Here is a 14,078-nt window from a genome sequence, read left to right on the forward strand (position 1 = left end):
CCCAACAACACGGAATGGTCGAAAAACGCGGCGCGGGCATCTGGTTGTCCCATGCTTTGATGATCCTCGGTGTCCTGATCATATTCTTCCCGATATGGCTTGCCTTCGTGGCTTCGACCGTGACCCAGGCCGAGATCGTCTCACCGCCGATGCCAGTCGTGCCCGGCGATCAGTTCTGGGTGAACTACAAGGCGGCGCTGTTCTCGGGGGTAAATGTGCCCGTGGCCACGATGCTGTTCAACAGTCTGGTGATGGCAATCGGAATTGCAGTCGGCAAAATCATCATCTCTCTGCTGTCGGCTTTCGCGATCGTCTATTTCCGCTTTCCCGGACGAACGACGTTCTTCTGGCTGATCTTCCTGACCCTGATGCTGCCGGTCGAAGTCCGCATCGTTCCGACGTTCGAAGTTGTCGCCGGGTTCGGTATGCTCAACAGCTATTACGGGCTGATCTTTCCCCTGATCGCCTCGGCAACGGCAACCTTCCTGTTCCGTCAGTTCTTTCTGACCATACCCGATGAGCTGGCCGAGGCCGCCCGGGTCGACGGCGCGCGACCGATGCGGTTCTTTGTTGATATCGTCGTCCCCATGAGCCGGACAAACATCGCCGCACTGTTCGTGATCCTGTTCATCTATGGCTGGAACCAGTACCTTTGGCCGCTGCTGATCACGACCGATCCCGAGATGAATACCATCGTGATGGGTATCAAGCAGATGTTTCCGTCCGGTGACGACTTTGCACATTGGCCGACGATCATGGCGACGTCCATTCTGGCGATGATCCCGCCGGTCATCGTGGTGGTGTCGATGCAAAAGCTCTTTGTCCGTGGCCTTGTCGATAGCGAGAAGTAAGAAATGGCAACAGTTACCTTAGAGAATGTCAAAAAGAGCTTTGGCCCGACGGATGTGATCCACGGTGTCGATGTCGATATCGCCGATGGAGAGTTCATCGTGATCGTCGGCCCGTCAGGCTGCGGCAAGTCCACATTGTTGCGGATGGTGGCGGGGCTGGAAACGATCACGTCCGGCGAAATCCGGATCGGCGGTGAACGCGCCAATGACAAAGAGCCCATGGATCGCGACATCGCCATGGTGTTCCAGAACTACGCGCTTTATCCGCACATGTCCGTGCGTCAGAACATGGGATATGGCCTGAGGATCGCCGGGTTGCCCAAGGCTCAGATCGATCAAAAGGTGACCCAGGCGGCGAAGCTGTTGCAGCTTGAACCTTTGCTGGATCGCAAACCCAGGCAGTTGTCCGGCGGTCAGCGCCAAAGGGTTGCGATGGGCCGGGCCATTGTCCGCGAGCCCGCTGTATTCCTGTTTGATGAGCCGCTCTCGAACCTCGACGCCAAGCTTCGTGTTCAGATGCGTCTGGAAATACGCGAACTTCAGGAGAAACTTGGGATCACGGCGCTTTACGTCACGCATGATCAGGTCGAAGCAATGACGATGGCGGACAGGATGATCGTGATGAATGGCGGCATCGCCGAGCAGATAGGCACGCCGCTGGAAGTCTATGAAACCCCGCAAACGCTGTTCGCCGCGCAGTTCATCGGTAGCCCGGCGATGAACATTTTTGAAGCACGGCGCGAAAACGGGGCGATCAAGATCGGAGAAATCGAAGTCGGACCCTCCGGGGGCGCAGACAGCGCCGTGAAGCTTGGCATAAGACCAGAGCACCTGTTGTTGGATGACAATGGCCCGCTTGAAGCCGCGATTCAGATGGCTGAACCGCTTGGGGCCAACACGTTGCTGCACGGTCACCTGTCGGGCTCTGAAAGCACGATCACCGCAAGCCTTCCCGGTGTCCACCCGATCGAAGGACGCCATCCTTTTATGCGGTTCTCGGTGGCACCGGAGAACATGCATTTGTTTGACCACGCGACAGGCAAAAGGCTGGAAGGCTGATGGCGTTTCAGCAGGTTGAGGCCTTTCGCGGCGGCGAAAACCTGATCCGGGTTGTGGGGCATCGGGGGGCACGGGGCGTGTTGCCTGAAAACAGCATGGTCGGCTTCGACTTTTCACTTTCCATCGGCGTCCCGCTTCTTGAGTTTGACGTTGTCCTGACGGCCGATGATGTGCCGGTCATTACGCACAATCATCGCCTGCATTCGGCCAGTTTCCGCGATAGCAATGGCGTGTTCCTGACCGGGGAAGAGCCGAAAGTATCCTCGCTGACTTACGAACAGATCCGACAATTCGATATCGGGCGTCTGGACGGGCAATCCGCCTATGGCCAACGCTTCCCGGATCAGGCGCAAATGGACGACGTCCATGTGCCAAAGCTGTTGGATCTGCTCGATTTGGTCGATGACCCGAAACACAGTGATGCCCATCTGATGCTCGAGCTGAAGTCGGACCCCGACCTGGCCCATGATGCGCTTTACCGAGAGAACTTTGTCCGGAGAGTACTTCGGGACGTTCGCGGCAAGGGTTTGTCTTCGCGCGCGGTGCTGCACAGTTTCGATTGGAATCTGTTGGCGGAATGTCAGAGGCAGGCTTCGGATATGCCTTCATCCTACCTGACGCAACTTCCGGAAAATGCCGACGATGTTGGCGAGGATTCCTCAAAATCCGTTTGTCCCGACTTTCGTGGTCGTCGCGACGAAATACCAGACTTGGTAAAGCAGGCCGGTGGTTCGCTTTGGTGCCCGTATTTTGCGGATGTAACGCCCGAAAACGTCACGCGCGCAAAAGAACTGGGCCTGTGCGTCGTCGTGTGGACCGTCAATGAACATGAAGATATCGGCAGGATGATCGATCTGGGCGTGGATGCAATCGTATCCGACTATCCCGGGCGGGTTCAAAGACAACTGTCGGAGTCAGGCTTCGGTTGGCGCGCAGGGCACCGGTGATCCCGGCGTCCCCGGGGCGACGTGGGTGAATTTCTTCTGCCATTTTGAAATTGCCTCAAACAAAGGCCCTTCAGCCCCGTTGACGCTCAGGACTCGCGTGTTTTTGGGGCATTGGTTTCGGCCATCGCTGGTCACAACCGTCATCGACGGGCCGTCACCCCTGACGGGTGGCGGCAATATTGAGTCACATTAACAACATTCTTGTGATTGCTACAGTTCTGTCTCTTTTCCGCCGGAATTTGTGCTGATAAGGAGAAAATTGTGTGTTGGAGTGCTGGTAAGTGCGAGTGGGCGGATGAGAGCCGGAACAAACGGTCAAATAGCTATTTCCTGGTGTCAGACGGAAATTGACGGGCTTGAAGATGCGCCCCTTTCCTGCATGGCGGTCGGAGCAGCATGGTCATGGCGTGGACAAGCAATCGTCATGAGTGAGACTGCCGAGCAAAGCATCGGAAAAATCGGAAATGTGGGGGGCGTTGCGACCCACGTGAACAGCCAGTTTCCAATTGTCCGTGAGATTTCGGGCGATGTGACCGGAACCCTTGCCCTTACCAACGGTGCGCAGACATTCACTGCCAGGATTGTTGGCGATGGCAACGATACGTCGCGGACTCTCGTGTTCGAAGGCGCTTGCCCGCCACGGGATGAAGAGTTCTGGATTGTCGAAGTGACCGAGCTTGCGATGATCCCGAGCCCGGCCGCGAAAGGCGGCGCGACGGTCGTTTCTTTCCCGACCTCAAACTAAGATTTCAAGGCGCCGCCAGACGGTTTCGGCGCGATGCCCGGTCCGCTGGCTGTCTGCCCCGATCGTTTTTTCTGAACTTTGCGGAATGCTGTGTTGACTCCGCCGGCATCGCGGATATAAGCGCGGCTTCATTGGTGTTGGTGGCCCCCGCAAGGGGATGCCTGTCATGGGGGAGACCTCAAGAGGACAACGCCCTTCATAGTGGCCCGTCAGGGCTTCGACCTAACGAAGGAGATCAGCCGTGACCAAACGCACGTCTGCCAAGTACAAAATCGACCGCCGGATGGGCGAAAACATCTGGGGTCGTCCGAAATCCCCGGTCAACCGTCGTGAATATGGCCCCGGCCAGCATGGCCAGCGCCGCAAGGGCAAACTGTCGGACTTCGGTCTGCAACTGCGTGCCAAGCAGAAGCTGAAAGGCTACTACGGCGACCTGACCGAGAAGCAGTTCCGCCGCATCTACGCCGAAGCCGAGCGTGTGAAGGGCGACACCGGTGAGAACCTGGTCGGCCTGCTGGAGCGCCGTCTGGACGCTGTGGTTTACCGCGCCAAGTTCGTCGCAACCGTCTTTGCCGCGCGCCAGTTCGTGAACCACGGCCACGTCAAAGTGAACGGCAAGCGGGTCAACATCCCGTCCTACCGCGTCAAAGAAGGCGACGTGATCGAGGTGCGCGACAAGTCCAAGCAACTGGCTGTTGTCCTGGAAGCCGCCGCGCTGGCCGAGCGCGACGTTCCTGACTACATCGACGCCGACCACTCGAAGATGACCGCGACTTTCGTGCGCACTCCGTCGCTGGGCGATGTGCCGTACCCGGTCATGATGGAACCGAACCTGGTTGTCGAATTCTACGCGAAGAACTGATCTTCGCAGCAACCGAATTCCGAAAGGCCGCGCTTTTTGCGCGGTCTTTTTTGTTTGATTAGGACGCTGCCGCCATCGCGACAGCCCGCGCTTTCCCTGAGGGTTGTTGGCCAGATGACGTGCGGGTCAGATCGGCAGGGGTCTGCCTTCGGCGATCGCTTCCATCGCGAAATACGAGGTCACGCTGTCCAACTCGACCTTCTCGATCAATCGTTGATAGACCTTGTCATATGACGACATGTCCTGCGTTACGACTTTCAGCTGATAGTCGTAATCGCCTCCGATCCGATGAAAATCCACGACTTCCGAGATCGTCAGAACATGGCTCCGAAACGCCTGAAGCCACTCGGCGGAGTGATGTCGTGTGCGGAGCATGACAAAGACCACAAGGCTCAACCCCAGTTTCTCACGTGCGATGCGGGCCGTGGATCCGATCAGCACACCGTTTTCGTTCAGGGCCTTCAAGCGCCGCCAGCAAGCGTTTTGAGAAAGTCCTACACGATCCGCCAATTCCCGCTGCGACAGGGTGGCGTCCTTTTGCAGTTCTTTCAGAATGCGCGTGTCAATTTGATCTAATTTTGATGTCATAACTGATCATATGACACGAAATCTTAAAAATCCACGCAAAGATAGGTGAAGTTTTCGCGGTTCAAAAATATCACATTGGTAGGGCAGTAAGGAGCCAATGTAATGACCCTGTCCAAATTTCGTGCGGAACTCTGTTCCACCACTCACAATTCAAATCTGCGCGATGGGCTGATCGGCGAGAACGTTCTGATCCCGGGTCTGCATGGAGACGTGCCGCTTGTCTATGCGGATTACGTCGCTTCGGGTCGCGCGTTGCGGCAGGTCGAGGATTTTGTGGCGCGGGATGTTTTGCCGTTTTACGCAAACAGTCACACCGAGGCCTCCTACTGCGGATCCTACATGACACGTCTGCGCCGCGCAGCGCGGACGGAAATAGCCCGCATTGTTGGTGCTCGGGAAGAGGACGCGGTGATCTTTACCGGGTCTGGCGCCACTGCGGGGCTCAATCGGCTGGTCAGCCTGCTAGGGGTGGCAGAGGCTGACCAGCCGATTGTCTTGATCGGTCCATATGAGCATCATTCGAATATTCTGCCGTGGCGCGAAAGCAAAGCACGTGTCGTCGAAATCCCCGAAGCCGAAGGCGGTGGTGTGGACCTGCATGCGCTGAAAACCGCGCTCGAGGCCCATGCGGATGCCGATTTGGTGGTCGGATCGTTTTCTGCCGCGTCCAACGTAACAGGTATTATCACCGATCCCGATCCGGTCACACGGATGCTGAAGGCGTATGGTGCTTTGGCCGTTTGGGACTATGCCGGTGGCGGGCCTTACCTGCCGATGGACATGGGACCCGAAGATGCCCGCAAGGATGCGATCGTGGTTTCGCCGCACAAGTTTCCCGGTGGCCCGGGCGCGTCAGGTGTTTTGGTTGTGAACCAAACTGCCGTGAAACGGACCTGTCCCAGCTGGCCGGGTGGTGGAACCGTCAGCTTCGTATCACCGTGGCGGCATGACTACAGTGCCGATCTGTCCACCCGCGAAGAGGCCGGGACACCCAACGTGATCGGAGACATTCGTGCGGCGCTGGCCTTCATCGTCAAGGATGTCGTCGGAACGGACGAAATCGCCCGGCGCGAGGCGCAGTACAATCAAATGGCGCTGGACGGGTGGAAGAACAACCCGAACCTGACCCTGCTTGGGGTCGAGAGCGCGCATCGGCTGCCGATCTTTTCCTTCCTGGTGCGCGACAATGCGGGTCGGCCCGTGCATCAGCAGCTGTTCACCCGGATGCTCAGCGATATCTACGGTATTCAGGCGCGGGGCGGCTGTGCCTGTGCCGGACCTTATGCCCACCGCTTGCTGGGGATCGATCAGGCAACGTCCGAGGCGCTGCACGCTGCCTTGTCCGCAGGGGAAGAAATGAAAAAACCCGGCTGGGTGCGTCTGAACTTCTCATATCTAATGAGTGAGGAAACGGTTCAGTTCATCATCGACAGCGTCAATGACCTGTCGCACCGGACCGAAGAATTCACGCCCTACTACAACGTTGACCCGGCAACAGCGCGCTTCAAGGCCGCATGAGGGAATTGCCGCTTTTCTCAACCCTTTGAGACAGGTATGAGAGGCCCATTGAACGGAGCCTCTCATGACCAAGATCACCCCACAACCCGGCATTATGGACATCGCGCTGTATCAGGGCGGCCAGTCGCATGTGGCGGGAGTGGAGCATGTGATCAAGCTGAGCTCGAACGAGAACCCGTTCGGACCCAGCCCCAGGGCCATAGAGGCGGTGCGCGACAGCGCGGCCACTCTGCATCGTTATCCCAGCACCGACCACGCGAGCCTGCGCGCGGCCATCGGCGCACGCCATGGGCTGGACCCGGCGCGGATCATCTGCGGTGTCGGCAGCGACGAGGTATTGCAGTTCGTCGCTCAGGCCTATGCGGGGCCGGGGGACGAGGTGATCTATACCGAGCACGGGTTTTCCATGTACCCGATCATCGCCCGTATGGCCGGTGCGACGCCGGTCATGGCGGCCGAGCGTGACCGCAAGGTGGATGTGGATGCCATTCTTGCCGCTGTGACGGGGCGGACGCGGATCGTGTTTGTCACCAATCCCGGCAATCCAACCTCGACCATGATTTCGAACGACGAACTGGAACGTCTGGCGCTGGGTCTGCCCGATACTTGCCTGATGGTTCTGGACGGCGCTTATGCGGAATTTGTCGACGGGTTCGATGGCGGGGCGTCACTGGTTGACGCCCATGAGAATGTGATCATGACGCGCACCTTTTCAAAAGTGTACGGGCTGGGCGGTATGCGTGTCGGCTGGGGCTATGCGCATCAACCGATCATCGACGTGCTGAACCGGGTGCGCCAGCCGTTCAACCTGTCGCTGACCGCATTGGCGGCGGCCGAAGCTGCGGTAAACGATGTGGAATTCCTGACCTTCTGTCAGGCCGAAAACGCGCGGCTTCGCGTGTGGCTGGCCGATCAATTGGCCAAGACAGGCGTGCCTTCGGACCCGTCCTGCACCAACTTCATCCTTGCACGTTTTGCCGATCAGGCCGAAGCCGAGGCCTGCGACGACTACCTGAAAACGCAGGGTTTGATTGTCCGCCGGGTTGCAGGCTACAACCTGCCGAACGCCTTGCGGATCACCGTGGGCGACGAAGAAGCCTGCCGCCGTGTGGTTGCGGCGATCACTGCATTCAAAGAGGGCGCAGCATGAGCCAGATTTACGACCGCGTTGCGCTGATCGGGCTGGGCCTGATTGCTTCGTCCATGTTCTGGGCGATGAAACGTGCAGGGCTGGCCGGGGAAGTGACGGGTTACGCCCGGTCCGAGGAATCCCGAGAAACGGCACGCAGGATTGGATTGTGCGACCGTGTTTGCGACACGGCACGCGATGCGGTCGAAGGTGCCGATCTTGTCGTCCTGTGTGTGCCTGTAGGGGCTATGGGCGCAGTTGCAAAAGAGATCGCACCCGTGCTGAAACCCGGCGCCACCGTTTCGGATGTGGGTTCGGTCAAGCGGGGCGTCATTCGGGCGGTGCAACCGCACATCCCCGACGGCGTGCACTTCATACCCGCGCACCCCTTGGCTGGGACCGAGCATTCCGGCCCTGAATCCGGGTTTGCCGAGCTGTTTGACAATCGCTGGTGTCTGTTGGTCCCGGTCGAGGGTTCGGACCCGGATGCCATTGCCCGCCTGCGCGCGCTTTGGGAGGGCATGGGGTCGAATGTCGATGAGATGGATGCGGATCACCATGATCTGGTCCTTGCCGTGACGTCCCATGCGCCGCACCTGATCGCCTACACGATGGTCGGCGTAGCCGACGATCTGCGACGGGTAACCGACAGCGAGGTCATCAAGTATTCGGCTGCCGGTTTCCGGGACTTCACCCGGATTGCCGCGTCCGACCCGACCATGTGGCGGGATGTGTTCCTGTCCAACAAGGATGCGACGCTGGAAATCCTGGGCCGGTTCACCGAAGAGCTTTTTGCCCTGCAACGCGCCATCCGTACCGGGGACGGTGATCATCTATTTGACTACTTCACCCGCACCCGTGCTATTCGTCGCGGTATCATCGATGCCGGGCAGGATACGGATGCACCGGACTTTGGGCGGGGAAAGGCAAGTTCATGAGACTGCGCTGGGGGCATATTCTGATCGGGGTCGTGGCTTTGGGTGCCGCGCCAGTTCAGGCGGCGCCCCTTGACCAGTCTTTGGTGCCTCTCATGCGTCCCTCGCTTGTTCAGAAGGCTGTCAGCACGCCTGCCCCCTCTGACACTGCCAACCTGCGTCCGGTTTCGCGCCCGGTTTCCCCGCAAGTCACCGCCGCGGCGGCGCGCCCGTCGGAACTGCCACTTCTGGGGCCGGACACGTCCTTGATGCCTTATTTGCGACCGGAGTCCGTCGAACAGCAGGTGTTGTTCAAAAGGCGCAAGCTGCGCAAAGGGTCTGTTTGCGGGGATATTGCCATTCAGGGCAAGCCTGTTGGCCGCGTGGGCAGCAAGAATTCAGCCTGCGGTGTCAAGGACGCGGTGCAGATCACCTCGGTTTCGGGTGTGACGCTCAGCCGTCCCTCGACTATGGATTGTGGCACCGCCATTGCGTTGAACAAGTGGGTCGACAAGACCGTCAAACCCACCTTCAAACGCCGCGGGCCCGTGGTCGAATTGCAAATCGCCGCCCATTATGCCTGCCGAACCCGCAACAACCGCAAAGGCGCGCGGATATCCGAACACGGCAAGGGGCGTGCGATCGATATCTCAGGTTTCAAAATGGCCGACGGTGAGGTGGTGACCGTCCTGAACGGGTGGCGCAAGAACCCGTCTCAGAAACAGCTCAAGAAAATCTGGCGCGGAGCGTGCGGTCCGTTCGGCACCGTGCTGGGGCCAAATTCAGATCGTTATCACAAGGATCATTTCCACCTTGATACGGCCCGCTACCGCAGCGGACCTTACTGCCGTTAACGCAGGATCAGGCGCGGGGCGGGGCCCAAAGGCAATGGCCCGAGCGCCACGAAACCATCGCGAAAATTCAGTTGCAGATCCAGCGCGTTGGGGTTGCCGCCCAGCCCTGCCAGAAAGTTCAGCCCTCGGGTGACGGGATCTACGGCCTGATCGGGCAGGGCGCCCGCCGCGTTCGCCATGGCGATCATGTCGCGCCAGTTTTCGGCTTTGACGGCGATCTCTCCGGTCGGAATACCCTGGGCGTCCACGTCCAGATCGCCGGTCGCGAACAGGCGCAACTCACCCCATTTGATTTCGACCAGACGCAGGTCGATGGCCACGGGCTGCGGACGGCCGTCTTCGAGGGCGGACCGGCTCCAAACCTTGTCGAAGGTGGTGACCATCTCCAGTTCCAGCGTTTCAAAGCTTTGTGGCAAGGAACTTGCGGAATGCATCACAGCCCGCAGCCTTTCCCCCGGTGTGAACCCATCCGCGCGGGCGGTGATGGCATAGGCTTCCGAAACTGGCGTTTGTTCCATGATCAGGCTTAGCGTGTCACCCGAGGCCAGCGTGGTGGAGCTTTCCGTCACCGACCAGGCCCCGGCCGTCAAAGCCATTTTTTCCAGCACGAGCGAGACGCCCGGCTGCAATTGCAGCTCGGCAAGCAATTCGTCAGCCACAATTGTTGATGTCTGGTCGAAGTATGACAGGCGTTGCGGTGTGTCAGCGAAGCGCAATACCTGACGACCGGGCCAGATGGCGGGGCTTTTGAATTCGATCCAGTCCGCGCTCCACGCCGTGCCATTCACCGGGTCGGCCAGTGCCGGATTGTTCAGACGGGTCATGTGGTGGGTTGGATACCCGGCCGTTGCGACATCCGAGAAATCCGCCTGCCAGCCGCGTGCCTCCTGCTGGTCGAACCAGCCAGTGATCGCAGAGCGCAGGCCATACCCTGCCACGAACCAATACGCGCTCCACGCAAGGGTAACAAAAATCAACACTCGTATCAGACGCATCCGAAATGGCCCTTTTTCCCGCCTTGGAATTGATGTTTATAGGCCGAAACAGGCAAGGACCAGTGCAATGACGATGTGGGTTTTCGGATATGGATCGCTGCTGTGGAATCCGGGCTTTCCGGTGGCGCGCAGTGAACGCGCGACGTTGCACGGGTTTGCCCGGTCCTTTTGCATGAGTTCGATCCACCACCGCGGGACAGAGGAAAAACCGGGCCTGGTGCTGGCACTGGACGAACAGGAGAACGCAAGTTGCACCGGTTTGGCCCTTGCGGTCGAGGCGGGTCACGAAGACCGCACGCTGCAAGAGCTGCGCGAGCGCGAGTTGATTTCCTCGGCCTATGTCGAACGTATGTTGGACGTGCATCTGGAAAGCGGAGGCGTCGTAAATGCCGTGACCTATGTGATCGATGCCGACCACGTCCAGTATTGCGGCGGGATGCCGTTGGAGGAACAGGCCCGGATCATCGCACATGCGGTCGGCGGGCGTGGGCCGAATGACGAATACCTCTACAATACTGCCGAACATCTGGCCGAGATCGGCCTGCGTGATCACGATCTTGAGTGGTTGGCGCAACGGGTCCGCGATATCACCGCATAAACTCTTGGCGTCACGCGCGGAATCCCGCTAGATTCGACGCAAAGCAGGCAAAAATCGGGAACCACGCGCATGGCGCAGGCACATCAGGGCGCGAGACCCCATTTCTCGCATCCAATTCGACAAATTCTGTTGATGTTGATGGCGATCGGCCTGTCCGGGCTGGGGGTGTTTCTGGCGCTTCCATATGTTTTGCCGGTTTTTTATGCCAATCCGTATCTGAATGGCTTCATCCTGATTGTGTTCTTTATCGGCGTCTTCGCCTGTTTTTATCAGGTTACGCAGCTGATCGGGTCCGTGCGCTGGATCGAGGCCTTTGTCGGTGGTGTTGTTCGCGAAGATGCGCGCACACCACAGTTGCTGGCGCCTTTGGCATCGCTGCTGCGCGAGCGAGGCGCGCGCTCGCAGATCAGTTCCACCTCTACCCGGTCCATTCTGGATTCCGTGGCCGAGCGTGTCGAAGAAGAACGGGAAATCACGCGTTATATAACCAACGTTCTGATCTATCTGGGTCTGCTGGGTACATTCTTTGGCCTGGCGACAACCGTTCCAGCCATTGTCGACACAATCCGCAGCCTGAACCCGCAGGAAGGCGAAGAGGGGCTGGCCGTCTTCAATCGTCTGATGACGGGGCTCGAGGCGCAGTTGCAGGGGATGGGTGTTGCGTTCGGGTCGTCTCTGCTGGGTCTGGCGGGATCGCTGATTGTTGGTCTGCTCGAAGTGTTTGCCGGGCACGGGCAGAACCGCTTCTATCGCGAGCTCGAAGAATGGCTGTCCTCGATCACCCGCGTTGGATTTGCCAGCGGCGAAGAGGGCGGGGCAGAGATCGCCGTACTGACACCTGTGCTGGATGCCATGTCCGAACAGATGGATGCATTGCAGGATCTGTTCGCTGCTCAGGAAAGTGAGCGGGCTGAGGTTTCGGCCAAGCTGGGGCAACTGGTCGATGTGATTGCCGAGATGAACAATCGTCAGGCCAATACCGAAAGCGTCACGTCTGCTCTGGAGCGTGTCGCGCTGGGGCAGGATGCGTTGCTTGACCACATGCGCGAACACGGTGCAGGCGATGGCATCGACGCCGAAAGCCGGATGCGCCTGCGCTCGATGGATGTGCAACTGCTGCGCATTCTCGAAGAGATTTCGGCGGGTCGGCAGGAAAGCATGAACGAATTCCGCAAGGATATCGAACTGCTGGTCAAGGCCCTGACTCTGCCGCGGGGTGCGGTGCGCACCACGCCGGAAGGAGAGTAGCCCATGGCGCTGTCCCGCCGCACCGGTCAACGCTTTCAGGGCTCGGTCTGGCCCGGATTCGTGGACGCGATGACGGGGCTGTTGATGGTGCTGACTTTCGTTCTGACCATCTTCATGGTGATTCAGTTCGTGTTGCGCGAAACCATCTCGGGGCAGGAAGACGAACTGACGACACTGGCAGACGAGGTTGCAGCGCTTGCGGGCGCGCTGGGTTTGGAAGAGCGTGAAAACAGCCGCTTGCAGGCAAGGCTGGGCGCGTTGAACACGACGCTGTCGCAGGCCGAAGACGATCTGGCGCAAGCGCAGTCACTGATCGCCTCACTAACCACCGAACGCGACCGTCAGGCCGCCGCGCTGGATCAGGCGCAGACCCGTATCACGAATTTCGAAGCACAGGTTGCGGCGCTGCTTGCCGAACAGGAACAGGCTTTGGGCGACATCGCCGCGCTTGAGACCGAGCGCGCGCAATTGCTGACGGAACAAGAGGCGCTGAACCTCGCCCTTGCGCAAAGTCGCGACGAAATCGATGCACAGACCGAAGCTGCCCGTTTGGCTGCCGCCCGCCGCGAGGCGCTGGAAGCAATGGTTGCAGATCTCGAGCAAAGCGGCAAGGAACGCGCGGCGGAAATCACGGCCCTTGAACAGCAGCTGAGCGATGAGGAAGCCGCCCGTCTGGCAGAAGCTGCTGCTGCTGAGGCATTGCGAAACCGACTTCAGGATGCAGATGCCGAGCTGACGGCCATGACGCTCGCGTTGGAGGCACAACGCAAAGAGGCCGAAGACACGCTGACCCTTCTGGCCGCCGCACAAGCCGCGCGGGCCGAGCTTGAGCGGCAATTCGGCGACGTGAGCCCTGAGGAATTGCGCGCCCAGCTTGAAGCCGCCCTGGAGGCGCAAACGCAAGCGCAGGCGGATGCAGATGAGCAACGCACTCTGGCCGAACAAAGGCAGGCCTTGCTGGCGCTGGCCGAGTCGACCTTGTCGGAGGAGAAAGAAATCTCTGCCGAGGCCCAGCGTGAGGCGGCCCTGCTGAACCAGCAGATTGCCGCCCTGCGCGGGCAGTTGGGGTCATTGCAGGCCCTGCTGGACGATTTCGAAGAGCGCAACGAGGCCGCCGAGATCCAAATCCAGACTTTGGGGCAGGACCTGAATGCCGCGCTGGCCCGTGCCGCTTCGGAAGAACGCCGCCGCCGCCTGCTGGAAGAAGCCGAACGTCTGCGTCTCGAGGCCGAGGCCGAAGCACTGGCCGGTCAGAATGAGGAACTGGCAGCGCAGGCGGAAGATCTGCAACGCTATCGTTCGGAATTCTTCGGACGTCTTCGGGATGTCCTTGGCGATCAGGAAGGCGTGCGGATTGAAGGCGACCGCTTTGTCTTCTCGTCCGAGGTTTTGTTTCCGACAGGATCAGCCGTGCTGTCCGCGGAAGGGAAGCAGGAGGTTGCGAAAGTTGCCGACATCCTGCGCAGTGTCGCCGCCGAAATTCCGCCCGGCCTGAATTGGGTGATCCGGGTCGACGGCCATACCGACAACGTTCCGCTGGCCGGTTCGGGCCGATACCGGGACAACTGGGAACTCAGCCAGGGTCGCGCGTTGTCTGTTGTGCGCTATATGGTCGACGCGTTGGGCATTCCACCCAACCGTCTGTCTGCAAACGGTTTTGGAGAGTTTCAGCCCGTCAACCCGGCTGACACGCCCGAGGCGCGGGCACAGAACCGCCGGATCGAGCTGAAACTCACGGAAAGATAGCAAGACCCTTACTCTTGCCTGCGC

14 protein-coding genes are annotated in these 14,078 nt (G+C 59.5%); 12 read left to right on the forward strand and 2 right to left on the reverse strand.

Going from position 1 to position 14,078, the window contains the following annotated elements:
* Nucleotides 1-14 precede the first annotated feature (14 nt).
* The 5 genes from ugpE to rpsD all read left to right on the forward strand — a co-directional run bounded on the left by ugpE (nt 15) and on the right by rpsD (nt 4,464).
* The gene (ugpE, locus tag AC2FFD_RS00860) at nt 15-851 is read left to right on the forward strand and encodes a sn-glycerol-3-phosphate ABC transporter permease UgpE (protein WP_170346227.1); all 837 of its coding nucleotides are present in this window, start codon (nt 15-17) and stop codon (nt 849-851) included.
* Nucleotides 852-854: 3 nt separating this feature from the next.
* On the forward strand, nt 855-1,910 hold the full coding sequence (locus AC2FFD_RS00865; protein ID WP_496871451.1) for a sn-glycerol-3-phosphate import ATP-binding protein UgpC: 1,056 nt from the start codon (nt 855-857) through the stop codon (nt 1,908-1,910).
* Complete coding sequence (locus tag AC2FFD_RS00870; protein ID WP_425078857.1) at nt 1,910-2,857, forward strand: glycerophosphodiester phosphodiesterase family protein; 948 nt, start codon at nt 1,910-1,912, stop codon at nt 2,855-2,857. The genes AC2FFD_RS00865 and AC2FFD_RS00870 overlap by 1 nt, the downstream gene beginning before the upstream one ends.
* Before the next feature lie 424 nt (nt 2,858-3,281).
* A complete protein-coding gene (locus tag AC2FFD_RS00875) occupies nt 3,282-3,602 on the forward strand; it encodes a hypothetical protein (protein ID WP_425078856.1) in 321 nt (106 codons plus the stop codon).
* A gap of 241 nt (nt 3,603-3,843) precedes the next feature.
* Nucleotides 3,844-4,464, forward strand: a complete 621-nt coding sequence (rpsD, locus tag AC2FFD_RS00880; protein WP_496871453.1) for a 30S ribosomal protein S4 — start codon at nt 3,844-3,846, stop codon at nt 4,462-4,464.
* 126 nt (nt 4,465-4,590) lie between these two features.
* Here rpsD and AC2FFD_RS00885 read toward each other — a convergent pair whose 3' ends face one another.
* Entirely contained in the window at nt 4,591-5,052 is a 462-nt protein-coding gene (locus tag AC2FFD_RS00885; protein WP_425078855.1) for an Lrp/AsnC family transcriptional regulator, read from the reverse strand.
* A 102-nt stretch (nt 5,053-5,154) separates the two neighbouring features.
* Here AC2FFD_RS00885 and AC2FFD_RS00890 point away from each other — a divergent pair, with 102 nt between their 5' ends.
* The 4 genes from AC2FFD_RS00890 to AC2FFD_RS00905 all read left to right on the forward strand — a co-directional run bounded on the left by AC2FFD_RS00890 (nt 5,155) and on the right by AC2FFD_RS00905 (nt 9,467).
* The gene (locus AC2FFD_RS00890) at nt 5,155-6,570 is read left to right on the forward strand and encodes an aminotransferase class V-fold PLP-dependent enzyme (RefSeq protein WP_496871455.1); all 1,416 of its coding nucleotides are present in this window, start codon (nt 5,155-5,157) and stop codon (nt 6,568-6,570) included.
* A gap of 64 nt (nt 6,571-6,634) precedes the next feature.
* Nucleotides 6,635-7,720 carry a histidinol-phosphate transaminase gene (gene hisC, locus AC2FFD_RS00895; RefSeq protein WP_496871458.1) on the forward strand — a complete coding sequence of 362 codons (1,086 nt, stop codon included), beginning with the start codon at nt 6,635-6,637 and terminating at the stop codon, nt 7,718-7,720.
* Nucleotides 7,717-8,637 (forward strand): prephenate/arogenate dehydrogenase family protein, encoded by a 921-nt coding sequence (locus tag AC2FFD_RS00900; RefSeq protein ID WP_496871459.1) that lies wholly within the window; start codon nt 7,717-7,719, stop codon nt 8,635-8,637. Before hisC ends, AC2FFD_RS00900 begins: the two co-directional genes overlap by 4 nt.
* Nucleotides 8,634-9,467: an extensin-like domain-containing protein gene (locus tag AC2FFD_RS00905; RefSeq protein ID WP_480619887.1), complete on the forward strand. Its 834-nt coding sequence runs from the start codon at nt 8,634-8,636 to the stop codon at nt 9,465-9,467. Before AC2FFD_RS00900 ends, AC2FFD_RS00905 begins: the two co-directional genes overlap by 4 nt.
* On the opposite strand, the gene AC2FFD_RS00910 is transcribed toward AC2FFD_RS00905, so the two are convergent.
* On the reverse strand, nt 9,464-10,462 hold the full coding sequence (locus tag AC2FFD_RS00910) for a DUF2125 domain-containing protein (RefSeq protein ID WP_257599303.1): 999 nt from the start codon (nt 10,460-10,462) through the stop codon (nt 9,464-9,466). The genes AC2FFD_RS00905 and AC2FFD_RS00910 overlap by 4 nt on opposite strands.
* Before the next feature lie 67 nt (nt 10,463-10,529).
* On the opposite strand from AC2FFD_RS00910, the gene AC2FFD_RS00915 reads away from it, so the two are divergent.
* The 3 genes from AC2FFD_RS00915 (at nt 10,530) to AC2FFD_RS00925 (ending at nt 14,054) form a co-directional block, all read left to right on the forward strand.
* Nucleotides 10,530-11,060, forward strand: a complete 531-nt coding sequence (locus AC2FFD_RS00915; RefSeq protein WP_257599302.1) for a gamma-glutamylcyclotransferase — start codon at nt 10,530-10,532, stop codon at nt 11,058-11,060.
* 69 nt (nt 11,061-11,129) lie between these two features.
* Nucleotides 11,130-12,308 (forward strand): biopolymer transporter ExbB, encoded by a 1,179-nt coding sequence (locus tag AC2FFD_RS00920; protein ID WP_170346033.1) that lies wholly within the window; start codon nt 11,130-11,132, stop codon nt 12,306-12,308.
* A 3-nt stretch (nt 12,309-12,311) separates the two neighbouring features.
* On the forward strand, nt 12,312-14,054 hold the full coding sequence (locus tag AC2FFD_RS00925) for a peptidoglycan -binding protein (protein ID WP_496871462.1): 1,743 nt from the start codon (nt 12,312-12,314) through the stop codon (nt 14,052-14,054).
* Nucleotides 14,055-14,078: the final 24 nt, after the last annotated feature.

This window comes from Ruegeria sp. YTSC002, assembly GCF_059609845.1.

Coding starts and splice junctions, on each gene's coding strand:
- AC2FFD_RS00875 (WP_425078856.1), top strand. CDS start 3,282: ATGAGTGAGACTGCCGAGCAAAGCATCGGAAAAATCGGAAATGTGGGG.
- hisC (WP_496871458.1), top strand. CDS start 6,635: ATGACCAAGATCACCCCACAACCCGGCATTATGGACATCGCGCTGTAT.
- AC2FFD_RS00870 (WP_425078857.1), top strand. CDS start 1,910: ATGGCGTTTCAGCAGGTTGAGGCCTTTCGCGGCGGCGAAAACCTGATC.
- AC2FFD_RS00925 (WP_496871462.1), top strand. CDS start 12,312: ATGGCGCTGTCCCGCCGCACCGGTCAACGCTTTCAGGGCTCGGTCTGG.
- AC2FFD_RS00920 (WP_170346033.1), top strand. CDS start 11,130: ATGGCGCAGGCACATCAGGGCGCGAGACCCCATTTCTCGCATCCAATT.
- AC2FFD_RS00865 (WP_496871451.1), top strand. CDS start 855: ATGGCAACAGTTACCTTAGAGAATGTCAAAAAGAGCTTTGGCCCGACG.
- AC2FFD_RS00885 (WP_425078855.1), bottom strand. CDS start 5,052: ATGACATCAAAATTAGATCAAATTGACACGCGCATTCTGAAAGAACTG.
- AC2FFD_RS00910 (WP_257599303.1), bottom strand. CDS start 10,462: ATGCGTCTGATACGAGTGTTGATTTTTGTTACCCTTGCGTGGAGCGCG.
- AC2FFD_RS00915 (WP_257599302.1), top strand. CDS start 10,530: ATGACGATGTGGGTTTTCGGATATGGATCGCTGCTGTGGAATCCGGGC.
- AC2FFD_RS00890 (WP_496871455.1), top strand. CDS start 5,155: ATGACCCTGTCCAAATTTCGTGCGGAACTCTGTTCCACCACTCACAAT.
- AC2FFD_RS00905 (WP_480619887.1), top strand. CDS start 8,634: ATGAGACTGCGCTGGGGGCATATTCTGATCGGGGTCGTGGCTTTGGGT.
- ugpE (WP_170346227.1), top strand. CDS start 15: ATGGTCGAAAAACGCGGCGCGGGCATCTGGTTGTCCCATGCTTTGATG.
- AC2FFD_RS00900 (WP_496871459.1), top strand. CDS start 7,717: ATGAGCCAGATTTACGACCGCGTTGCGCTGATCGGGCTGGGCCTGATT.